Origin of the sequence: Tersicoccus phoenicis (assembly GCF_001968835.1) — a bacterium.
GTDB lineage: Bacteria > Actinomycetota > Actinomycetes > Actinomycetales > Micrococcaceae > Tersicoccus > Tersicoccus phoenicis.
The window spans coordinates 44,074-65,046 of the sequence record NZ_MRDE01000074.1 but is presented as its reverse complement, the minus strand read 5'-3'; the positions used below and the strand labels follow the sequence as shown (position 1 = coordinate 65,046).

The 20,973-nt window shown below is 72.0% G+C and carries 22 protein-coding genes; 8 read left to right on the top strand and 14 right to left on the bottom strand.

What is annotated here, in order from left to right; all coding sequences use genetic code 11:
* The first annotated feature begins 113 nt into the window (after positions 1 to 113).
* From BKD30_RS12645 to BKD30_RS12615, 7 genes are all read left to right on the top strand, one after another.
* Complete coding sequence (locus BKD30_RS12645; protein WP_076705115.1) at positions 114 to 1,868, top strand: sensor histidine kinase; 1,755 nt, start codon at positions 114 to 116, stop codon at positions 1,866 to 1,868.
* Complete coding sequence (locus BKD30_RS12640; protein WP_076705114.1) at positions 1,865 to 2,797, top strand: response regulator transcription factor; 933 nt, start codon at positions 1,865 to 1,867, stop codon at positions 2,795 to 2,797. The genes BKD30_RS12645 and BKD30_RS12640 overlap by 4 nt, the downstream gene beginning before the upstream one ends.
* A gap of 244 nt (positions 2,798 to 3,041) precedes the next feature.
* Entirely contained in the window at positions 3,042 to 3,245 is a 204-nt protein-coding gene (locus BKD30_RS12635) for a hypothetical protein (RefSeq protein ID WP_218189304.1), read from the top strand.
* Between the two features lie 272 nt (positions 3,246 to 3,517).
* On the top strand, positions 3,518 to 4,282 hold the full coding sequence (locus tag BKD30_RS12630) for a GntR family transcriptional regulator (protein WP_076705112.1): 765 nt from the start codon (positions 3,518 to 3,520) through the stop codon (positions 4,280 to 4,282).
* A gap of 38 nt (positions 4,283 to 4,320) precedes the next feature.
* The gene (locus tag BKD30_RS12625) at positions 4,321 to 5,850 is read left to right on the top strand and encodes an MmgE/PrpD family protein (RefSeq protein ID WP_076705110.1); all 1,530 of its coding nucleotides are present in this window, start codon (positions 4,321 to 4,323) and stop codon (positions 5,848 to 5,850) included.
* Between the two features lie 60 nt (positions 5,851 to 5,910).
* Positions 5,911 to 6,864, top strand: a complete 954-nt coding sequence (gene prpB / locus BKD30_RS12620; protein WP_076705108.1) for a methylisocitrate lyase — start codon at positions 5,911 to 5,913, stop codon at positions 6,862 to 6,864.
* Positions 6,857 to 7,996 (top strand): bifunctional 2-methylcitrate synthase/citrate synthase, encoded by a 1,140-nt coding sequence (locus BKD30_RS12615; protein WP_076705106.1) that lies wholly within the window; start codon positions 6,857 to 6,859, stop codon positions 7,994 to 7,996. The genes prpB and BKD30_RS12615 overlap by 8 nt, the downstream gene beginning before the upstream one ends.
* 16 nt (positions 7,997 to 8,012) lie before the next feature.
* Here the strand turns inward: BKD30_RS12615 and BKD30_RS12610 are convergent, their stop codons facing one another.
* The 9 genes from BKD30_RS12610 to BKD30_RS16970 form a co-directional block, all read right to left on the bottom strand.
* Positions 8,013 to 9,422 carry an NADH-quinone oxidoreductase subunit N gene (locus BKD30_RS12610; RefSeq protein ID WP_235861689.1) on the bottom strand — a complete coding sequence of 470 codons (1,410 nt, stop codon included), beginning with the start codon at positions 9,420 to 9,422 and terminating at the stop codon, positions 8,013 to 8,015.
* Between the two features lie 4 nt (positions 9,423 to 9,426).
* Complete coding sequence (locus tag BKD30_RS12605) at positions 9,427 to 10,923, bottom strand: complex I subunit 4 family protein (RefSeq protein ID WP_235861688.1); 1,497 nt, start codon at positions 10,921 to 10,923, stop codon at positions 9,427 to 9,429.
* Positions 10,920 to 12,821, bottom strand: coding sequence for a proton-conducting transporter transmembrane domain-containing protein (locus BKD30_RS12600; RefSeq protein WP_076705104.1), 1,902 nt, complete (start codon positions 12,819 to 12,821; stop codon positions 10,920 to 10,922). The genes BKD30_RS12605 and BKD30_RS12600 overlap by 4 nt, the downstream gene beginning before the upstream one ends.
* Positions 12,818 to 13,120, bottom strand: coding sequence for an NADH-quinone oxidoreductase subunit NuoK (locus tag BKD30_RS12595; RefSeq protein ID WP_076705102.1), 303 nt, complete (start codon positions 13,118 to 13,120; stop codon positions 12,818 to 12,820). Before BKD30_RS12595 ends, BKD30_RS12600 begins: the two co-directional genes overlap by 4 nt.
* Positions 13,117 to 13,713: an NADH-quinone oxidoreductase subunit J gene (locus tag BKD30_RS12590; protein WP_083956449.1), complete on the bottom strand. Its 597-nt coding sequence runs from the start codon at positions 13,711 to 13,713 to the stop codon at positions 13,117 to 13,119. The genes BKD30_RS12595 and BKD30_RS12590 overlap by 4 nt, the downstream gene beginning before the upstream one ends.
* Positions 13,714 to 13,759: 46 nt before the next feature.
* Positions 13,760 to 14,761, bottom strand: coding sequence for an NADH-quinone oxidoreductase subunit H (locus BKD30_RS12585; protein WP_083956447.1), 1,002 nt, complete (start codon positions 14,759 to 14,761; stop codon positions 13,760 to 13,762).
* Positions 14,758 to 16,044, bottom strand: a complete 1,287-nt coding sequence (locus BKD30_RS12580; protein WP_076705100.1) for a hypothetical protein — start codon at positions 16,042 to 16,044, stop codon at positions 14,758 to 14,760. The genes BKD30_RS12585 and BKD30_RS12580 overlap by 4 nt, the downstream gene beginning before the upstream one ends.
* Positions 16,035 to 16,379 carry an NADH-quinone oxidoreductase subunit A gene (locus tag BKD30_RS12575; RefSeq protein ID WP_076705098.1) on the bottom strand — a complete coding sequence of 115 codons (345 nt, stop codon included), beginning with the start codon at positions 16,377 to 16,379 and terminating at the stop codon, positions 16,035 to 16,037. Before BKD30_RS12575 ends, BKD30_RS12580 begins: the two co-directional genes overlap by 10 nt.
* 126 nt (positions 16,380 to 16,505) lie before the next feature.
* Entirely contained in the window at positions 16,506 to 16,925 is a 420-nt protein-coding gene (locus tag BKD30_RS16970) for a DUF305 domain-containing protein (RefSeq protein ID WP_328586914.1), read from the bottom strand.
* On the opposite strand from BKD30_RS16970, the gene BKD30_RS16965 reads away from it, so the two are divergent.
* Positions 16,924 to 17,238, top strand: coding sequence for a hypothetical protein (locus BKD30_RS16965; protein ID WP_328586913.1), 315 nt, complete (start codon positions 16,924 to 16,926; stop codon positions 17,236 to 17,238). The genes BKD30_RS16970 and BKD30_RS16965 overlap by 2 nt on opposite strands.
* A gap of 33 nt (positions 17,239 to 17,271) precedes the next feature.
* Here the strand turns inward: BKD30_RS16965 and BKD30_RS12565 are convergent, their stop codons facing one another.
* The 5 genes from BKD30_RS12565 to BKD30_RS12545 form a co-directional block, all read right to left on the bottom strand.
* Positions 17,272 to 17,790, bottom strand: coding sequence for a hypothetical protein (locus BKD30_RS12565; protein WP_143588192.1), 519 nt, complete (start codon positions 17,788 to 17,790; stop codon positions 17,272 to 17,274).
* A 130-nt stretch (positions 17,791 to 17,920) separates the two neighbouring features.
* A complete protein-coding gene (locus BKD30_RS12560; RefSeq protein ID WP_076705092.1) occupies positions 17,921 to 18,553 on the bottom strand; it encodes a PadR family transcriptional regulator in 633 nt (210 codons plus the stop codon).
* Positions 18,554 to 18,681: 128 nt separating this feature from the next.
* On the bottom strand, positions 18,682 to 19,233 hold the full coding sequence (locus tag BKD30_RS12555; RefSeq protein WP_408033383.1) for an 8-oxo-dGTP diphosphatase: 552 nt from the start codon (positions 19,231 to 19,233) through the stop codon (positions 18,682 to 18,684).
* A 34-nt stretch (positions 19,234 to 19,267) separates the two neighbouring features.
* Positions 19,268 to 20,299, bottom strand: a complete 1,032-nt coding sequence (xerD, locus tag BKD30_RS12550; protein ID WP_083956461.1) for a site-specific tyrosine recombinase XerD — start codon at positions 20,297 to 20,299, stop codon at positions 19,268 to 19,270.
* A 14-nt stretch (positions 20,300 to 20,313) separates the two neighbouring features.
* Positions 20,314 to 20,973, bottom strand: coding sequence for an NUDIX domain-containing protein (locus BKD30_RS12545; protein ID WP_076705088.1), 660 nt, complete (start codon positions 20,971 to 20,973; stop codon positions 20,314 to 20,316).

The following is a 20,973-nucleotide window of genomic DNA, read 5'->3' as shown; positions in this document are numbered from 1 at the left end:
GACGCGGTGCGTCGTCGTCCCCCACGGTGGCACCGTTGTGACCGCCGTCACCGGTTGTGGTCATACTGGTCACGGTCGTCGTCCGTGCTGTTCAACGTCTCCGGAGGTGGATCGTGCACCCGTGGAGCATCGCGCAGCGGCTCTTCGCCGGACAGTTGCTGTTCATCATCTGTGCGACGGTGCTGGTCTCCTGGGCGGTCGTCACCAACAGCCGGGACACGCTCACCAGGCAGGTGGCCGAGCGGATGAGCACGACGGCGGTGACCCTGGCCGACAGTCCCTTCGTCCTGGAGGGGCTGCAGGGGCGGATCGCCGGGGACCGGCTGCGGGCCTACACCGCCGAGGTCAGTTCCCAGGCCGGACTGGACTTCATCACCGTCATGCGCCCGGACCGGACCCGGCTGACTCACCCCAATCCGGCCGAGATCGGGGGGCGGTACATCGGCACCATCGAGCCCGCCCTGCGCGGGCAGGTCTTCACCGAGACCTACACGGGCACGCTCGGTCCCTCGGTGCGGGCCATCGCCCCGGTGCGGGACGGAACCGGCGCCGTGGTCGGGATGGTCGCCGTCGGGCAGACCACCGCGTCCGTCGAGTCGACCGCCCTCGGTCAGCTGCCGGCCATCGTCGCCGTCGCCGCCCTGTTCGCGGCGGCGGGCGCGATCGTCTCCATCGCGCTGCACCGGTACCTCACCCGGGTGACCTTCGGCCAGGGCCCCGAGCAGCTGGCGCGGATGGTCGTGGTGTTCGACGCCGCGCTGCACTCCGTGGACGACGGGCTGGTGCTCACCGACGACGCGCAACACGTCCTGCTGTACAACGACGTGGCCGCCGACCTGCTGGGCCTGTCCCCCACCGGGAACGGCGCCCGGCCGGTCCCGATCGCGGACGTCGACCTGCCGCCGTCGATCGCCGAGCTGGTCCGGACCGGTCGCCGCTGCGAGGACGAGGTGCACGTGGCCGGGTCGCGGATCCTGGTCGTGACGCAGCGGGACGCCCTGAGCACGGAGCGGACCGGACCGTTCCGGCGCCCGGGGCGGCGGATCGGCAGGTTGCTGACGGTACGCGACCACACCGAACTGACCGCCATCGCCGGGGAACTGCAGACCACCCGCACGCTCAGCGACGCGCTGCGGGCCCAGACGCACGAGCACGCCAATCAGCTGCACACGGTGCTGACCCTGTTGGAGCTGGGCCGGCCGCACGAGGCCGCCGAGCTGATCGCCGGTGAACTCGCCGGCACCATCGCGGGTGCCGGTTCGGCGGACCCGGCGGTCGCGGCCGTCGTGCCCGAGCCCCGCACCGGTGCCCTGCTGGCCGCGAAGGCCGCCCAGGGCCGGGAGCGGGGCGTCGACGTCACCGTCGAGGCCGACACCGGTTTCCAGCCGACCGACCGGGAGGCGACCGCCCTGCTGACCGTGCTCGGCAACCTCATCGACAACGCGCTCGACGCGGCTGCCGGGGCGGAACCGGCGGGCCGCTGGGTGCACGTGGCGCTCGGGGGCGGTGACGGGCGGCTCGAGGTCTCCGTCGCCGACGGCGCCGCGGCGCTCACCGCCGAGGACGTCGACCGGATCTTCACCCGCGGTTACAGCACGAAACCGGCTGCACCCGGCCAGCCCTCCACCGCCGGGCGCGGCGTCGGGCTCGCCCTGGTCCGGCAGGCGGTGGCTTCCCTCGGCGGAGACATCGAGGTCGACGTGCGCGACGGCACCATGTTCACGGTCGCCGTGCCGCAACGCCCGGCCCCGGGCACCGGGTCCTCGACGACCACGGGCGCCGGTGCGTCGGACGGGGACGCCGCGCGCGGCATTGTCGCGGACCCCGAGGCGCACGCGAACGACGCCGGTGAGGTACGACTGCCGTGACCGCCGCGCCCGATCTGAGGATCTTCGTCGTCGAGGACGATCCCCTGACCGCGTCCCTGCACGGCGAATACGTGCGCCGGGTGCCGGGATTCACCCTGGTCGGCACCGCGCACACCCGCCGGGAGGCCGTCGCGGCGCTGCTGCCGAGCGGGCCGCGCGCCGATCCGGCCCGGCAGCCGCCCGCCGACCTCGTCCTGCTGGACATGAATCTGCCGGACGGCCACGGCCTGGCGATCTGCCGCATGCTCCGGGCCGGCGGTGCCGGGATCGACGTGCTGGCCATCACCGCGGCGACCGAACTGCCGGTGGTGCGGGAGGCCATCGCGCTCGGCGTCGTGCAGTACCTGATCAAGCCGTTCGGTTTCGCGGCGTTCGAGGACAAGCTGCGCGGCTACGCGGCGTTCCGTGCGGAGCTGGCGGCGGGGGCCGTCGACGGCGGGGCGACCCAGGACGCCGTGGACGCGGCCCTCACCCGGCTGCGCGGCCCCGGTGACAGCGGTACGGCGTCGCCCCACTCGGCGGCGAGCGGCCCGGGGTCGCCGGGCTCCCTCGGGTCGTCCGGGTCGCCCGGGTCGTCCCGTTCGGGGCCGGGATGGTCCGGGCAGCCCGCGGCGCCGAGACGAACGCCGTCGCCACCGGGGTCGGGGCGTGGGTCGTCGGGGTGGGGTCCGACGTCGTCGGGCTCGTTCCCTCCGGCGCCGTCGTCCTTGCCGAAGGGGCTGTCCGAGACCACGCTGGCGCAGGTCGCGGACCTGGTGGCGGGCAGCGCCGTCCCCCTCTCGGCCGCGGAGGTGCACGCGGGCACCGGCATCGCCCGGGTGACGGCCCGGCGTTATCTGGAGTACCTCGCCGCGGTCGGCCGCGTGGAGAAGGAACCCCGCTACGGCAGCCCGGGCCGACCCGAGATGGGCTACCGCTGGCACCCGTGAGGTGCCCGCCACGTCGATGATCCCCCACGCTGAGTCCGTCAGGTCCGCTCCGCCCCCACGCTGAGTCCGTCAGATCCGCCCATGGGCCCCGGTCTTTGACCACCCCCCCCTGAGGGCGGAACTGACGGACTCATAGCGAGAACGGCCGTCGCTGCCGGGCCCGGTGCGTTTGGTCCGGGGCACGCGGTAGCGTCACGAGTGAGGTCCGGCACCGGGCTTCCCACCACTGCAGAAGGAGACCATGATGAGCGACCTTCCCGGCGACGTGCCCATGGAGGATCCGACGGCGGACGAACTCGACCCGCAGGACGGCCGCGACTCGCAGCCCGTGGCGGGCGACTCGGACGACCCGCAGCTGGTCGAGGACCCGCTGCGGGACGAGACGGAGCTGATGGACGAGGGCTTCGAGCCGGTCGACCCGGACCGACCGGCGGAGAGGGACTTCTAAGCCAGTTCCAAGCCGCGCCGGCATTCGCTATCCCGGCATTGAGCGGTACGGAATGCAGCCGCCCGGGACGCAGCGGCCCCGGGCGGGAGTCCGGGATGCGGCCGCGCGGGGTGCGGCCCGAGAAAGAGCGACCCGGGCAGGAGTCCGCCCAGCGCCCGCGAATGTATACATAAAGCCACTGCTCTACGCCGACTTCGATGTGAGCACGGTCGTGTGTATACACTGAGTCGGAGTGGTGACGACCGTCACCGGCGCGGGAAGGGAGCGGCGCGATGGCACAGCGTGCCAGTGACCTCGCCTATGCGCGTCTGCGAGCCGACATCGTCGACTGGAGGATACCGCCGGGAACGGTGCTCGCCGAGACCGAGCTGTCGGTCCGGCTCGGCGTCTCCCGCACACCGATCCGGGAGGCACTGGGCCGGCTCGTCGCCGACGGCCTCGCAGCGCCACAGGGTGGCCGCGGTGTGATGGTCACCGAGGTCTCGTTGGAGGACGCGCGGAACCTGTTCGACGTCCGCGTCGGCCTGGACGGCCGAGCGGCGGCCCTGGCCGCCCACCGCGCCGACCGAGCCGTGTTCGACGACCTCGCCGACCGGCTGCGCACCGCGGCGGAGGTCCTGAATCGCGCGGCCGACCAGGACCGCGGACCGCACATTCCGGACAGCGTGGCCGTCCCGCGGCCGGGCGACGTCCCGCAACCGGCCGACCCCGCCGGCATGTCCGACGGAAATCACGAGCGGGCCGACGACTACTACGCACTGGTGGGGCTGCTGGACGAGGCGATCGACACCTCCGTCGGGAACCCGCACCTGCTCGAGGCACAACGCCGGCTCCGCACCCAGCTGACCCGGTTGCGCCGGCTGGCCCGGGACAACCCGCGCCGGCTGGCCGCCTCCGCCCTCGAGCACGCCGCCATCGCGGAGGCGATCGCCGGCGGAGACGCCGATCTCGCGGTCGCCGCCACCCGCCTGCACCTGGCGAACGCGCTGGCCGGCATCACCACCGCCATCGCCGTCCCTCGCGAAACCGTCCGTTGACATTCCCGATCCCATCCCGTCGAGAGGACCACCAGCCGATGCAGACCCACCACGTGCGCGTCCACCGCAGCGAGGAGAACCTGCCCCGCGAGCAGCAGCTCGCCCACCTCATCGCCGACGTCGCCGCCGACCCGGTCGCCGTCGACGACGACGTCACCGCCATGGTGATCAACCGGGTGATCGACAACGCCTCCGTCGCCATCGCCTCGCTGAACCGCGGACCGATCGTCGCTGCCCGCGCCCAGGCCCTCACCCACCCGGCCTCCCGGGGCGGCGCCGGCGCGCTGCTGTTCGGTCTCGACGACGCCGCCGAGCACCGCACCTCCCCCGAGTGGGCCGCCTGGGCCAACGGCGTCGCAGTGCGCGAACTCGACTACCACGACACGTTCCTCGCCGCCGAGTACTCGCACCCCGGCGACAACATCCCGCCGATCCTCGCCGTCGCCCAGCACACCGGCCGCACCGGCGCTGACCTGGTCCGCGGCATCGCCACCGGGTACGAGATCCAGGTCGACCTGGTGCGGGCCATCTGCCTGCACGCCCACAAGATCGACCACGTCGCCCACCTCGGGCCGTCCGTCGCGGCCGGCATCGGCACCCTGCTCGGCCTGCCCGTCGAGACGATCTTCCAGGCGGTCGGCCAGGCGCTGCACACCACGACCGCCACCCGGCAGTCCCGCAAGGGTGAGATCTCCACCTGGAAGGCGCACGCCCCGGCCTTCGCCGGGAAGATGGCCGTCGAGGCCGTGGACCGGGCGATGCGCGGGCAGACCTCGCCCGTGCCGATCTACGAGGGCGAGGACGGCGTCATCGCCTGGCTGCTGGACGGGCCGCAGGGCGCGTACGAGGTGCCGCTGCCCGGGCCCGGTGAGACCAAGCGCTCCATCCTGGACACCTACACCAAGGAGCACTCGGCCGAGTACCAGGCGCAGGCCTGGATCGACCTGGCCCGCAAGCTGCACCGCGAGCACCCCGAGGTGACGGACCCGGCCAATGTCGCCTCGGTGCTGATCCGCACCAGCCACCACACGCACAACGTGATCGGTTCCGGCGCGAACGACCCGCAGAAGTACGATCCGACCGCGTCCCGCGAGACCCTGGACCACTCGATCCCGTACATCTTCACCGTCGCGCTGCAGGACGGCGCCTGGCACCACGTCGACTCCTACACGCCCGAGCGCGCCGGCCGGCCCGACACCGTCGCCCTGTGGCGGAAGGTCACCACCACGGAGGACCCGGAGTGGACGCGGCGTTACCACTCCCTGGACATCGCCGAGAAGGCGTTCGGCGGCTCGGTGGAGATCACCCTGACCGACGGGCGGGTCATCCGGGACGAGATCGCCGTCGCCGACGCCCACCCGCTCGGCGCCCGCCCCTTCGGCCGCGAGCAGTACGTCGAGAAATTCCGCACCCTGGCCACCGGCCTGGTCGAGCCCGCCGAGATGGACCGGTTCCTCGACGCCGCGGAGCGGCTGCCCGCGCTGGGTGCCGGTGAGCTGGACGCCCTGAACATCCGGGCGGCCGACGGCGTCGTCGACCTCGCCGCGGCACCCGAAGGCCTGTTCTGAACCGTCTGTTCCGAGCCGGCTGTTCTGAAGTAACCCGAACCTGACAGGAAGGAGACACCGATGCTGTACTCCACCACGACGCCGCAGGCCAAGCGGGCGACGCTGCGCGAGCTGCTGGTCCCCGGCACGGCCCGGCAGTTCCCGGGCGCGTTTAACCCGCTCTCGGCCCGGCTGATCGAGCAGAAGGGCTTCGACGGCGTCTACATCTCCGGCGCGGTCCTCGCCAATGACCTCGGCCTGCCCGACATCGGACTGACGACGTTGACCGAGGTCGCCACCCGGGCCGGGCAGATCGCCCGGATGACGGACCTGCCGGCCCTGGTCGACGCCGACACCGGGTTCGGGGAACCGATGAACGTGGCCCGCACGGTCCAGGAACTGGAGAACGCCGGCCTGGCCGGGTGCCACATCGAGGACCAGATCAACCCCAAACGGTGCGGCCACCTGGACGGCAAGGCCGTCGTCGACCTGGACACCGCCACCAAACGGATCAAGGCGGCCGCCGACGGCAGGCGAGACGCGAACTTCCTGATCATGGCCCGCACCGACATCCGCGCTACCGAGGCCGGCGACACCGGACTGGACGCCGCGGTGGACCGGGCGAAGGCGCTGGTCGACGCCGGGGCGGACGCCATCTTCCCCGAGGCGATGGGCTCGGTCGAGGAGTTCGCCGCCATCTGCGCCGCCGTGGACGTGCCGGTGCTGGCCAACATGACGGAGTTCGGCAAGTCGGACCTGTTCACCCGGGCCCAGCTCGCCGACGCCGGCGTCGCGATGATCATCTACCCGGTGACCCTGCTGCGGATCGCCCTCGGGGCGGCCGAGCGGGCGCTGGACACCCTCGCCGCGGACGGCACCCAGTCCGCCGCGGTACCCGACATGGCAACCCGGGCCCGGCTGTACGATCTCGTTGATTACGAGGCGTACAACCGGTTCGACACCGGGGTGTTCAATTTCCAGGTCCCGGGCACACCCGCGCCCGGACCGTCGACCACAGGAGGAACCGATGGCTGAGGCCGAGATCAAGAAGGGGCTGGCCGGCGTCGTCGTCGACAGCACCGCCATCTCCAAGGTCAACCCGGACACGAACTCGTTGCTCTACCGCGGGTACCCGGTGCAGGAACTGGCCGCGTCGTGCAGCTTCGAACAGGTGGCCCTGCTGCTGTGGACCGGGGAGCTGCCCGACGACGTCGAGCTCGCGGACTTCACCGCGTTCGAGCGCTCGCACCGGGCCCTGTCCCCCGAACTGAAGCAGATCATCGACGCCCTCCCGACGACGTGCCACCCGATGGACGTGTGCCGGACGGCGGCGTCGGTGCTCGGCGCGCAGGACCCGACGGCGGAGGACTCGTCCCGGGAGGCGAATCTGGCCAAGGCGAAGACCCTGCTGGCCGGGATGCCCGCCGTCGTCGCCTACGATCAGCGCCGCCGTCGTGGGCAGGAGCTCGTCGAACCGCGCGAGGAGCTGGGCTACGCGGCCAACTTCCTCTGGATGACGTTCGGGGAGGAAGCGGCGGAGCCCGTCGTCGACGCCTTCAACGTCTCGATGATCCTGTACGCCGAGCACTCCTTCAACGCCTCGACGTTCACCGCCCGGGTCATCACCTCGACCCTGTCGGACCTGCACTCCGCCGTCGTCGGCGCGATCGGGGCGCTGAAGGGGCCGCTGCACGGCGGCGCCAACGAGGCGGTGATGCACACCTTCGACGAGATCGGCATCCGGCAGGAGGAGACCGCCGAGGAGGCCGAGGCCCGGGCGAAGGCGTGGATGGATGACGCGCTGGCGGCGAAGAAGAAGGTGATGGGCTTCGGGCACCGCGTCTACAAGAACGGCGACTCCCGGGTGCCGACCATGAAGGCCGCCCTGGACGCGATGATCGAGCACTACGACCGGCCGGAACTGATCGGCCTCTACAACGGGTTGGAGAAGTCGATGGGCGAGGCCAAGAGCATCAAGCCCAACCTCGACTACCCGGCCGGTCCCGCCTACCACCTGATGGGCTTCGACACCCCCACGTTCACGCCGTTGTTCGTCGCGTCCCGCATCTCGGGGTGGACGGCGCACGTCATGGAGCAGTTGGAGACGAACGCGTTGATCCGGCCCCTGAGCGCGTACAACGGACCGGACGAGCGTCACCTGGCCTGACGCCGCGCCCGAGTCGTCAACCCCCGAGCGTGCCGGCGCCGACGCCGATCACCAGGATCAGGAGCGCGCCGGCGAGCGTCGTCGCGGTCGCCCACGGGGCAGCCGGGTCGCCGTCCGACCCAAGGCCCGACGACGGGGCCCCTACCTCCGGCGCCCGGAACGCCGGGCCGATCCAGCGCAGGTAGTAGAAGAGGCTGATCACGGTGTTGACGGCGGCGGCGACGGTCAGCCACCAGAACCCGCCGTCCCACGCGACCGTGAACACGGCGAGTTTGCCGAGGAACACCGCGGTCGGCGGGGTGCCGACCAGACTGAGCAGCGCCACGACCAAGCCCACGGCCAGCCACGGATGACCGCGCGCCACCCCGGTGTAATCGGAGAGGGCCGGGCGGGTCGGCAGCGCGCCCACCACGGCGAACGCCGTCAGGTTGGACACGGCGTACCCGGCCAGGTAGACCACCAGCGCGGGAACGGCCGCCGGGACGCTGCCGGCCACCGCGACCGGCATCAGCAGGTATCCGGCCTGGCTGACCGTCGACCAGCCGAGCAGGCGCCGCGCGTCGGTCTGCGGATAGGCGGCCAGGTTGCCCAACGTCATCGTCACCGCGGCCAGCAGGGCCACCAGCAGGGGCCAGTCGATCGTCGTCGGCAGTACCGTCAGCAGCCGGAACAGCGCGAGGAAACCGCCGATCTTCGGCACCGTCGTCGCGAAGGCCGCGGCCGTGGTGGAGGCGCCCTGCGCGGCGTCGGGCACCCAGAAGTGAGCCGGCACCGCCCCGGCCTTGAACATCAGCCCGGCCAGCACCCCGGCCAGGCCGGCCGCGACCGCCGCCACCGGCGCACCGGCCAGGGTCCCGAGGTCGGAGTACCGGCTGGTGCCGGCCAGCCCGTACAGCATGGTGACGCCGAGCAGCAGGGCGATGCCGGTGAACGCGCCCATCAGGTAGGTCTTCATCGCCGCTTCGGCGCCGAGCCGGGTGCGCTGCATCCCGATCAGCGCGTACAACGGGATGCTGGCCAGCAGAAACCCGACCGCGAGCACCAGCAGGCTCGTGGTACCGGCCAGGACGACGGCGCCGAGGGAGGCCAGCAGGATGAGGGTGTAGGTCTCGCTCTCCCGCTCCGTACCGGCCAACTCGTCGACGCCGAGCCCGATCACCAGCAGCGCCGAGACCGCCACGATGATCCGCCCGGCCGCCGTCAGCCCGTCCGCGGCGTAACTGCCGGTGTACAGGGACAGCACGGGCCCGGCGAACGCCACCACCGCGGCGATTCCCGATCCCACCAGCGCGACGACGGCGATCAACCGGCTGACCCACTGCCGGTCCTGGGCCACGAACGAGCCGGTCAGCAGGCACGCCACCGCTCCGGCCAGCAGCAGCAGCTCCGGCAGCAGGCCGAGAGGATTCATGCTCGGATCGGTCACCGGCTCATCCCCGCAGCACCAGGGTGACGACGTCGGCTGCGGCGGGCGCGATGGTGTCCAGCACCGGCGCCGGGAACAGCCCGAGCGCCACCGAGAGGACCAGCAGGCCACCGGTGGGAACCGCCTCTCCCGGGCGCAGGTCGGCGAAGCCGGCCGAGACGCCCCGCACCGGTCCGGTGAACACCCGCTGGAAGGCGCGCAGGAACAGGGCGGCGGTGATCAGGATGCCGAGCAGGGCGAGCGCGCTGATCGGGACGACGCCGATGCTGCCGGCGAAGATCTGGAACTCGGCGATGAAGCCGCTGAAGCCGGGTAACCCCAGTGAGGCGAACGAGGCGACGGCGAAGAACCCGGCGAAGCGAGGCGCGGAGGCCGCAAGACCGCCGTACGCGGTCAGGTCGTAGGTGCCGGTCCGGCGGGCGAGCACCCCGGCCAGCAGGAACAGGGCCCCGGTGATCAGGCCGTGGCTGACCATCTGGGTGACGGCGCCGACGACGGCGGTCTGCCGGACGGTGTCGTCGGCGCCGCCCGCCGCCCCGGCCGCTCCTACCGCGAGGACGACGTAGCCCATGTGGTTGACCGAGGTGTAGGCGATCATCCGTTTGAGGTTGTTCTGGGCCAACGCCACCAGCGCGCCGTAGAGGACCGAGACGATGCCCACCGCGATGAGCACCGGTGCCCACGCCCGCCACGCCTCGGGCAGCAGCGGCATCGCGATCCGCACGAACCCGTAGGTGCCCATCTTCAGCAGCACGCCCGCGAGCACCGCGGACCCGGTGGCCGGGGCGTCGGTGTGCGCCGGCGGCAGCCAGGTGTGGAACGGCACCGTCGGCGTCTTCACCACCAGGCCCACCACGATGGCCGCGAGCACCCAGCCCGCCCACGGGTTGTCGGCCAGGACGTCGGCGCGCGCCAGTTCGGGGATGTCGAAGGTGTGCGGTTCGGCGGCCAGGTACAGGCCGATGAACCCGACGAGCAGGGCGAGGGAGCCGAGGAAGGTGTAGAGGAAGAATTTCAGGGCCGACCGCGTCTTGTCCCCGTGCCCCCAGCCGGCGATCACGAAGTACATCGCCACGATCGACAGGTCGAAGAACAGGAAGAACAGGATCAGATCCTGGGCCGCGAACAGGCCGACGCAGGTGGCCTCGAGGAAGAGGAACAGGGCGGACCGGGCGCGGGGCCGGTCCGTTTCCCGCCAGTCGTACACGGCGCACGCGGCGAAGATGACCCCGGTCAGGGCCAGCAGCGGCAGGGACAACCCGTCCACTCCGAGGTGATAGCTCACCCCCAGGCCGGGGATCCAGCGCAGCCGTTCCTCCGCCGCCAGCTGGCCGGCCGCCGGGGTTCCCACCGCCAGCCACAGTCCGGCGATCAGCACCACCTCGACGCCGGCGACGACGGCGAACACGACGCGGGCCACGCCGTCGGCGGTACGGGGCAGTGCGCCGAGTACGGCCGACGCCGCCAGCGGCAGCACGATGAGCAGACTGAGCACGGTCACCTCCAGAAGATCAGGACGAGGACGACGACGATGAGCGCCACCGCCGCTTGGGCGTAGTACTGGTGGATCAGGCCGGTCTGGGGTCGGCGGGCGCGCCGGGCGGTACGGCGGACCCCGGCGGCCACGCCGCCCACCGCCGCGTCCACCCGGGCGTCGACGCGGCCGCTGCTGCCCGCGCTCTCCAGCGCGACCGTGGCGGCCCGGTCGACCGCCCGGTCCAGCACCCGGTCGTCGAACGCGGCCAGCCCCCGGGCCAGTGCGAGCACCGGCCGGACGAGGACGACGTCGGCGGCCCGCTCCAGGCCCAGCCACCCGTCCGCGAGCGGCAGTCGGAACGTCACCCGGTACCGCCCCCGCGCCACCACGACGAGGACGAGGACGACGACGGCGATCACGGCGGAGAGGACCAGTTCCGCCGCCTCGGCCCCGGCGCTGCCCGGCAGCAGGGACGGCAATCCGATCGGACGCACCACCAGCAATCCGGCGAACGCCGCCCCGACCGCGAGCAGGACCACCGGCACCTGCTGGCCGGCGCTCACACGTCGCGTGCCCTCCTCCTCCGTGTCGAAACCGGCCTCGGCGTCGGCCGGCTGCGGGAGCCAGAGCAGCGCCACGGCCTTGCCGGCGTAGGCGGCCGAGAGCGCGGCGGCGACCAGCCCGGTCACGTACAGCGGTGTCGAGACGCGCGCGGCGGCGGCGAGGACGTCGTCCTTGGTGGCCCACAGCGAGAGCGGGGCGACGCCGGCCAGCGCCAGGGCCGCGACGGTGGCGGCCACCCCGAGCACCGGCCACCGCCGTCCGGCCCCGACCAACGCCGTCAGACGCTTGGTGCCGAGCGCGGCCAGCCAGGCCCCAGCGGCCAGGAACAGGCCCGACTTGGTCAGCGCGTGCGCCATCAGGTGCGCCGTCCCGCCGGCCACGTCCCCGACCCCGGCGGCGAGGACGATGAAACCGAGCTGTGCGGCGGTGGACGCGGCCAGCAGCAGCTTCAGGTCCTCCTGGGCCAGGGCCACGACGCCGAGCAGCAGGGCGGTGAGCGCACCGGCCCACGCCGTCGTCGCCGGTGCCCAACCGGTCGCGGCCAGCAGCGGCTGCACCCGCAGCAGCAGGTAACCGCCCATGGCGACCATGGCCGCGGAGTGCAGCAGGGCGCTGACCGTGCTCGGACCCGCCATGGCCCGGGCCAACCAGAAACTGAACGGCAGTTGCGCGGCCTTGCCGAGCGCGGCGACCAGGATGCCAGCCGCGGCGAGGTCCCGCCAGCCGGCGGGTAGACCCGGCAGGTCGGCCAAGGTCAAGGAACCACCACCGGCCAGCGCCGCACCGGCGGCCAGGTAGAGCCCGAGGTCGGCGGTGCGGGTGGTGACGAACGCGGTCAGTCCCGCGCTCACCCGATCCGTTTCGCGCCAGGAGAAGCCGATCAACGCCCAGGACGCCGCGCCCATCACCTCCCAGGCCAACAGCAGCGTGACCAGGTTCGTGGCGGTCAAGGTGGTGAGCACCGCGGCGAGGAACAGCAGCATCAGCCCGTGGAAGCGTGCCGGGTCGGTGTGATCACCGGTGTCCTTCCCGCTCCGCGCGTTCTCCGCGACGGCGAACGCCAGCACCAGCAGGGTGACGGCCGCGACGACCGGCAGGATCACCGCCGTCAGCGGGTCCACCACGAGCGCGAACCGGCCGCCCGCGACCGTGGGCAGCAACGGCAGGGCCACTGTCGGCGTCGTGCCGGGCGCCCCGACGGACAGCGGGATCGACAACGGGACGGACAGCACGAGCACGACGACGGCCACGGACACCGACACGGCGCCGGCCACCCGGTCGGCGCGGTGGCCGACCACGCACAGCAGCGCACCGGCGACGGCCGGCAGGCCGATCAGCAGCAGCAGGAGGGCGCTCATCCGGACAGCTCCGTGGCCATGTCGGTCATATCTGTCTCCGCCGAGCGGTGCAGGACGGTGGCCACGGCGAAGCCCATCGCCATCTCCACCGTCATCGCCGTGATCACCACCAGGATCAGCACCTGCCCGTCCGGGGCCGGGGACAGGAACCACCAGAAGCCGGCGGCGGCGAGGATCACACCGTTGAGCATCAGTTCCAGGCCCATCATCACCATCACGACGACCTGCTGGGACAGCGCCCCGAACAGGCCGACGCCGAACAGGGCGGCCGCCGCGACGAGGACCAGGGACAGGCTCACCGTACGTCCTCCCCGCCGTGGCCGCCGTGGCCGCCGGCGTCCGACGTCGTCGTCGTCGCACTCGCCGGGGTGCCGTCGGGGACGCGCGGATACCGCCGGTAGCGGCCGCGCGGGTTGGCCAGCACCAGCGCGGCGACGAGGGTGGCGAACAGGACCGGGCTGACCGTGAGCATCACCAGCATGTTGGAGCCCATCAGCGCCTCCCCCAGCGACGCCGTCAGATCCGCCGCGGGGGCACCGCGCCGCGTGGGCCACGGGACCAGGATCGCGACGGCGGCGAGCAGGACGAACACGACGATGGCGACCACCGCGGAACCGCGCTTGTTGTGCACCATGCTCATCGGCATCAACGCGGGATTCATGCCCATGAACATGATCATGAAGATCGCCATGATCGCCATCTCCATCATCATCATCAAGATGGTGATCACCCCGAGGTAATCGAGGTTGAACAACAGCAGCATCACGCCGACCGCCACGAACGAGACGGCGAGCGCGTAGGTGGCGCGGGCCATCGAGTCGGTGCGGAAGACGATGACACCGGAGACGACGGCGATCACGGCCAGGGCCACGAACACGATCGTGGTGAGCACGCTTCCCTCCCTTCTGCCTCAGCGTTGCAAACTGAGATACGCGAATTCAGCCCTTCGGAATGACGACGACGGCGACGACGAGCACCTGCAGCAGCACCACCGGCAGCGCCACCAGCCACGCCGGGCCCATCAACCGGTCGGGACGGATCAACGGCAGCCGCCGCCGCACGGCCAGCAACACGACCAGCAGCACGAGCGTCTTGACCAGGAACCACACCCAGGCCGGCAGCAGCGGACCGGCGCCACCGCCGAGGAACAATGCCACCCCGAACCCGGAACCGGCGGTCAGCAGTCCGTACCGGCCGGCCTCGAACAGCAGGCGGTCCACCCCGGTCAACTCGCCGAGCACGCCCCCGGTGATGTCGGTCGCCACTGGGGAGACGAACGGGCGGTGCAGGGAGAATCCCAGTACCGCGGCGCAGAACACCACGAACGCCACCGGCATCCAGACCACGAACCAGAGACCGTCCTGAGCTGCGACGATGTCCGCCATCCGCAGGCTGCCCGCGGCCGCCGCCGGTGCGGTGAGCGCGAACATCAGCGGCAGCTCGTAGGCCAGTGCGAGCGCCAGGAACCGGTAGCCGCCCACCAGGCCGGGCACCCCGTTCGCGCCCCACCCCGCCAACCAGGCGAACGCCCAGATGCACACGTCGATCGCGTTGAACCAGACGAGCCCGACCGGCAGGTCCGCCACCACCCACGATCCCACCGGGAGCACGGCCACCATCAACACCGCCGCGACCGGCATGCCGACCACACCGGCGCGCCAGAGCAGGGTGTCGGCGGCGACGGCGCCCCGTCGGCGTTGCCGGAGCAGACGCGCGGCCTCGGCCAGCGGGACGGTCAGCCCGGCTCGGCCTCGTCCGGCTGTGCTTCCACCGGCTGTGCTTCCACCGGCTGTGCTTCCACCGGCTCCGCTTCCTGCGTTTCGGCTTCCGCCGGCCAACACGCCGTCGACCGCGGCGCCGACGAGCGTGACGAGGAGCAGGACGACGGGCACCCCGAGGGCCGCCCACTGGCTCAGCTGGTCCACGTCCGCCGCACTCACGCCGTCACCCTGTCCGGTGCGGGTACGCGTAACGGGTCGAGGTCCAGGCTGGCCACGATGAGCCGCGCTTCCGCAAGATCGCACCCGGGAAGCAACGCGGAGAGGAGGACGAGCTGGTCCTCGCGGGAGGCGCCAGTGCTGGATATCCCTCCGGCGGTGGCAACCGGTACTTCTCCCGTGGCGATCGCGGTGGCGGCCGTCTCGAGCATGCCGAGCAGACGAGACCAGGCATCGGTGCCGGCCGGGTCGCCGGCCTCGTGGTGCGCGAGAGCGGCCGTGGGCTCGTCCCCTTCGATCACCCCGACACCACGCAACGAACGCCGCAGCAGGACGGACCGGCGCAACCGGGCGAGTTCATCGACGAGCAACCCGTGGCAGGTCCGGGGGGACGCGCCGTCGGCCGCGGCGTCCCGGATGGCCCGCGCCCGGGCGGCGGCCGGGTCGGCACCGGCGAGGCCGAGCAACCGGGCCGCGAGATCCGTCTGGTGCACGACGACGTCGTGCGCGGTCGGTGGCCGGTTCCGGTGCCGCGAGGTCCCACTGTCGGACGCACCCAGGAACCGAGCCGTCGCCTCCACGACCAGGTCCCCCTGCAGGCTGCACTCCACCACCAGACCGGCGGGCCACAGCGGCAGCAGCGGTCCGAGCGGCACGCGCAGGACATCCATCTCGAGGCCGTCGCGGTCCGGACCGCCACCGGCCAGCGGTATCCCGCCGGGCATCGGCATGTCCATGTCCATGTTGCCCATGTCCATCTCACCCATGTCCATGCCGCCCATGTCCATGTGCTCCTGGTCCTCGCCGGCGCCCCCGCCGTCGTCGCCGTCCGCGTCGCCGGCCCCGTGCTCGGAGTGATCCATGGCGTCCCGCTCGTCGCCCGCGGCGCCGCCGTGCTCATGATCAACACCGTCGTCGGGGTCGTTCTCCCCGGGCACCTGTCGCGCTTCCTCGCGACCGGTCTGCAGGTCGACGTCGAGCAGTTCCTCGGCGCAGCCGTCGAGCGCGACCGCGGGGTCGTCACCGACGTGCACGTGAGATCGGGCGCGCGGACCCGGCAGCTGATCCCACAGCCGGTCCAGGAGATCGCCGAACTCGGCCGGGTCCGGGGCGGGGCCGCAGGTGAGCAGTGCATCGGCGTCGTTCGGGGAGACGGCCAGCACCCAGCCGCGCCGGCCGAGCTCCCGCTCCGCGGCTATCCGCTCCCGGCCTCCGCCGGGTAGCTCGAGCAGCAGCACGTGCGCGCGCCGGACGGCGGTCGCGGCCAACAGCTTCCTCAGGCCCATCGGAACGCGCCTTCCCGCCACGCCCAGACCACGCCGCACAGCAGCACCCCGAGGAACACGAACATCTCGATCACCGCGTCGACCCCCATCCGGGCGACGACGGCCGCCCACGGGTACATGAAGAGCATCTCGACGTCGAACGCGAGGAAGACGAGGGTCACCGGATAGTACCGGGCGTGGTAGCGGGAGAGCGCGTGCTGTTCGGGCAACCACCCGCTCGTGTAGGGCGGCGTGACCAGTGGGTCGCGGACGACGGCGCTCGCCCGCGACAGAGCGTAGAGACCGACGATGCCCACCAGCGTGACCGCCAGGACGACGAGCATTCCCCAGAACATCGCACCCTCTCTCCGGTTCGGACACCAGCTTCTCACCAGCAGCTTCTCACTGGCGACGAGGTGACGGCCAGCGGCGAACGGCGACGCCCCGCCGGCCGAGAGGCCGGCGGGGCGTACCGCGCGGGGTCAGAGCTTCGTGAGCAGGTCCTTCATCTGCGTCATCTGCTCCTGCTGGCTGCTGACGATGGACTTGGCCAGCGCCACGGCATCGGGGTTGCTGCCGTTGGCCACCTCCTGCTTGGCCATGCTGATCGCGCTGTCATGATGCTGGGTCATCTGCGTCAGGAACAGCTTGGCGGCATCGACGCCCGAGGCGTCCTGCAGCTTCTGCATGTCCCCGCTGCTCATCATCCCGCCCATGGAACCGCCGCCCATGGAACCGCCGCCCATGGAACCGCCGCTCATCGAACCGCTGCTCGTCGACGTCGGATCGCCCCAGGCGTTCAACCACGAGGTCAGGGTCTTGATCTCCGGAGCCTGCTCCGCCTTGATCTTCTGGGCGATATCCCGGACCCGCTGATCGATGCCCTGCTTGGCCAGCAGCATGTCACTCATCTCGATGGCCTGCTGGTGGTGCGGAATCATCATCTGGGCGAACATCGTGTCCGCGGCATTGCGTACCGACGTGCCGGCCGAGCCGGACGCGCTGGCGGAGTCCGAAGCGCTGGGCGAGCTCGGCGGCGTCGTGCTGGAATTGTCCATGCCGGGCATCCCGGACGTGCTGGAGTCGCTGGAACCACCGCTCGAGGTGGAGGCGCCGCAGCCGGCCACTGCCAGGGTGACCGTGACGGCGGCGGCGGAAATTAGTAGTGATCGTTTCATGGTGAGTGTGTCCTTCGTGCTGAACGTGAGTGGGTGACGTCGGGTGCGGGCGCGTGGCGCCGCACCAGCGTCACGTCCTGCTGATGCTCAGTTCATGCAACGAAGGGCGCCGCACCTCGGGGGGTTGCGCGGTCAGTGCGTCCACCGGCCGACCCGGGTCGTGGAGCGCCGGAGTCGTCCCGGCCTCATCTCCGGCCCCGACCGTGGTGGGGACGCCGGGCCGGTCAGGAACGCAGGGCCCTGACATCGCGGCGCACTCCTGGGCGGATCCACACATCGAGTCGGAGCCACCCGTGGCTGTCGGGCCCCCTCCAGCGACGTTCATCGCGGTTGTGCCGGGCGTGACGACGTCGGCCGCGGTGCTGACCGGCATGACGCCGCCGGCAGGCGCACCGGGGTACCCCGCCCGGTGTTCACCGTCCGCGATCGGACCACTGAGGGCGGACGGGGAACCGACCGCATGACCACTCTGGCGGTTGCCGCCCAGCACGTGCATGCCGATCAGGCCGACGACGACGGCGAGCAGAACCGCGAGGGCGATCAGTCTGTTGCCGGGGAGGCGCACGACGGCGGCCGAGGATCGCGTCATCGTCGTCACCTCCTCCAGCTTCCGGGAACGGATCGGACCGCGCAGGCGATCCGTAGCCTGCAGCGGCACAACGCCAGCGTAGCCCGGCGTGTTCCCGTTGCGTTGCACGATGAGGTCGGCGTCACACGACCTATTCCTCCTCGGCGAGGATGCGGTAGATCGCGCGGCGGGCGGCGTCCACCTCCTTGATCGCGGCCCGCTGCTGCGCCTCGGTCGCGCTGCGCAACTGCCGCGCGGCCTTGGCGAGCTCGGCGATGCTGCTGAACAACTCGATCGTCTCGGCGCCGGGCCACGGGCCGTGCGACGGGGCGGTGTCCCACACGGAGTCGATCCGCTCCCGGTGCTCCTCGACCCAGGTCCGCCCCTCCTCGGTCAACGCGTACTCGACGCTGCGGCCCTGCCCCTCCCCGGCGATCAGGCCCTCGTCGACGAGTTGGGACAGGAGCGGATACACGGAGCCGGCGCTCGGGGCCCAGGCGTCCTCGGTGCGCGCGGCGATCGTCTTCATCACCCCGTACCCGTTGGACGGTGCCTCGGCCAGCACGGCGAGAACGGCGAGCCGGATGTCGCCGCGGCCCGCGCGTCGTCGTCCGCCGGGTCCGCCCCAGCCCCGCGGCCCGAAACTGCCCAGACCACCGAACCAGGCGGCCGGATCTCCGCCGGGCCACGGTGGCCGACCGCCGCCTCCGCCGAAGCCGCTCCGGCCCGGGTCAGCGGGCGAGCCGTGGTCGTCATATCCGTCGTAACCATGGTGGTGTCGCATCACGCGACCTCCTGAACTCGTGCTGCCGCGAACCGGCCTGCCGGCCCGCCCGCCTCGGGTCGATTCCCGATAGCGTAAGTCAACGATATATCGCGTTATAGCGATCAACAAGGGGGTGGCCGCTAGATTCACGACGGCGACCGGTCGGTGAGCGGAACGCTCCAGGTCGCGCGGACCGTGGTGTTGTCGTCGGCGAGGACGACGACGGTGTGCTGTCGCTGGCCGGCCAGCATCCGGTGCAGCCAGTGTTCGGCGTCGGCCCACATCTGCGCCACGGGCAGGTGCGCGTGGGGGAACCAGGCGGGGGCGATCTCGTCGGTCTCCCCTTCGGTCCCGCTCCACCGGCGGGGGATGAACAGCGACGTCGCCATGGACCATTCCGGCCGCGCGGGGAAGTGGAAGTCGACGACGCCGGCGAGGTCGACGTCGTCCGGCGTGGTCACCAGACCGGACTCCTCGCCCAGTTCCCGGCACGCCGCCTCGGCGGCGTTCTCCCCCGGTTCGAGATGTCCGCCCAGACCCACCATGCGGCCGGCCCCGAATCCCGTCTTCTTCAACCCGAGGAGCACCTCGGGTACGCCGTGACGCTCGCGCAGCGGGAAGCACAGGGCGATCGGCGTCAGGGTGGCCCGATCCGGCAGGTCGGGCAGGTCGGCGGCGGGAACGGGCGGGGTCGGCACGTGCTCAGCGTAATGCGACGCCAGGCCCCGCCCCCTAGCCCAGCGCCCGCGGGTGGGCGGCGGCGTAGACCTCCCGGAGGGTGTCGGCGGTGACGAGGGTGTAGACCTGGGTCGTCGTGACCGAGGCGTGGCCGAGCAGCTCCTGGACGACGCGGACGTCGGCACCGCCCTCGAGCAGGTGGGTGGCGAACGAGTGGCGCAGCGTGTGCGGCGACACCTCCCGGGTGATCTGCGCCTTCTCGGCGGCGGCCTTGATGATGCTCCATGCACTCTGCCGGCTCAGCCGTCCCCCGCGGGCGTTGAGGAACAGGCCGGCGTCACCATGCCCCTTCGCGGCCAGCGCCGGCCGGCCGCGCACCAGGTAGGCGTCCACGGACCGGACCGCGTACGAGCCCAGCGGCACCACCCGCTCCTTGGAGCCCTTGCCGAACAGCCGGACCACGTCGGTCAGCTCACCTGTCTCGGGAACCGCCTCGGGACCCGCCTCGGGAGAATCGGACCGCAGCGCGTCCGTCGAGGAGGCGAGGAACACGTCGTCGACGTCCAGGCCCACCGCCTCGCTGATCCGTGCCCCCGTCGCGTACAGGAACTCGAGCAGGGCCCGGTCCCGCAGCCCGGTGGCGGTGTCCGACCCGGCCGCGCGGAGGATCCGGTCCACCTCGTCGACGCTGATCGCCTTCGGCAGCCGCTTGCCGGGCATCGGCGGGTGCACCTCGGCGGCCGGGTCGGTCCGGGTGAGGCCCTCCAGCGCCCAGTACCGGTGCAACCCGCGGACGGCGACGACGGTGCGGGCCGCGGATCGGACGCTCAGCGCGGCCCCGCCGTCGGCGCCGTCGCCGAGGGCCTGGGCGAAGGACGTCACGTCGGCCCGGACGATGTCGTCGGGTCGGCCGACGGCCCGGGAGGCCAGGAACAGCAGGTAACGCCGCAGGTCACGCCGGTAGGCGGCGAGCGTGTTACCCGCCAGTCCCCGTTCGACGCTCACGTGCACCAGGTACTCGGCGGCGGCCCGGCCCACCGCGGTGGCCCGGAACGGGTCGTCCGCCACGGGGGCAGCAGCGGCCACGGAACCGGACACGCTCAGCTGCGGTCGCGCCGTGCGTCGTCCGGTCGGCGGGGATCCTCCGGGAAGGGCGCGTCGGCGGGCCGGAGGTGCTCGAACCCGGTAGCCTGAGCGCTCGCGGCGGCCAGGACGCCGACGACGGCGGAAGGGCTGTGCAGCCGGCCCGCCAGGATCGCGGTCACCGCGTCGGCGACGTCGAACCAGCCGACCTCGATCTCGGCCTCCTCGTCGGTGCGCTGGTGCCGGTCGGCGTCGGGCACGGGTCGCAGCCCGCGGGCGAGGTAGACGCGCTGCACCTCGGAGGAGGAACCGGGCGAGTTGTGGAAGTCGACGAGCACGTTCCACCGCTCGGCGATCAGGTCCGCCTCCTCGGCCAGCTCCCGGGCGGCCGCGGCCGGCAGGTCCTCACCCTCGACGTCGAGCAGGCCGGCTGGGATCTCCCACAGGTTCATCTTCACGGCGTGCCGGTACTGGTTGATCAGCAGCACCTGACCGTCGTCGTTCAGGGCCACGATCGAGACGGCGCCGGTGTGCTTGATGTACTCGCGGGTGATCGTGTCCCCGTCCTCGGTCAGGGAGAACCGGTCCGAGAGCACGTTCCAGATCTTGCCCTCGAACACGACGTCCGAGCTACGGGTGAACCGCTCCCGGTGCGTGTCCTGCAGTGACTTCGCCAT

Coding starts and splice junctions, on each gene's coding strand:
- BKD30_RS12635 (WP_218189304.1), top strand. CDS start 3,042: ATGAGCGACCTTCCCGGCGACGTGCCCATGGAGGATCCGACGGCGGAC.
- BKD30_RS12630 (WP_076705112.1), top strand. CDS start 3,518: ATGGCACAGCGTGCCAGTGACCTCGCCTATGCGCGTCTGCGAGCCGAC.
- BKD30_RS12625 (WP_076705110.1), top strand. CDS start 4,321: ATGCAGACCCACCACGTGCGCGTCCACCGCAGCGAGGAGAACCTGCCC.
- prpB (WP_076705108.1), top strand. CDS start 5,911: ATGCTGTACTCCACCACGACGCCGCAGGCCAAGCGGGCGACGCTGCGC.
- BKD30_RS12615 (WP_076705106.1), top strand. CDS start 6,857: ATGGCTGAGGCCGAGATCAAGAAGGGGCTGGCCGGCGTCGTCGTCGAC.
- BKD30_RS12600 (WP_076705104.1), bottom strand. CDS start 12,821: ATGAGCGCCCTCCTGCTGCTGCTGATCGGCCTGCCGGCCGTCGCCGGT.
- BKD30_RS12580 (WP_076705100.1), bottom strand. CDS start 16,044: ATGGGCCTGAGGAAGCTGTTGGCCGCGACCGCCGTCCGGCGCGCGCAC.
- BKD30_RS12575 (WP_076705098.1), bottom strand. CDS start 16,379: ATGTTCTGGGGAATGCTCGTCGTCCTGGCGGTCACGCTGGTGGGCATC.
- BKD30_RS16965 (WP_328586913.1), top strand. CDS start 16,924: ATGTCACTCATCTCGATGGCCTGCTGGTGGTGCGGAATCATCATCTGG.
- BKD30_RS16970 (WP_328586914.1), bottom strand. CDS start 16,925: ATGCTGCTGGCCAAGCAGGGCATCGATCAGCGGGTCCGGGATATCGCC.
- BKD30_RS12565 (WP_143588192.1), bottom strand. CDS start 17,790: ATGACGCGATCCTCGGCCGCCGTCGTGCGCCTCCCCGGCAACAGACTG.
- BKD30_RS12560 (WP_076705092.1), bottom strand. CDS start 18,553: ATGCGACACCACCATGGTTACGACGGATATGACGACCACGGCTCGCCC.
- BKD30_RS12545 (WP_076705088.1), bottom strand. CDS start 20,973: ATGGCGAAGTCACTGCAGGACACGCACCGGGAGCGGTTCACCCGTAGC.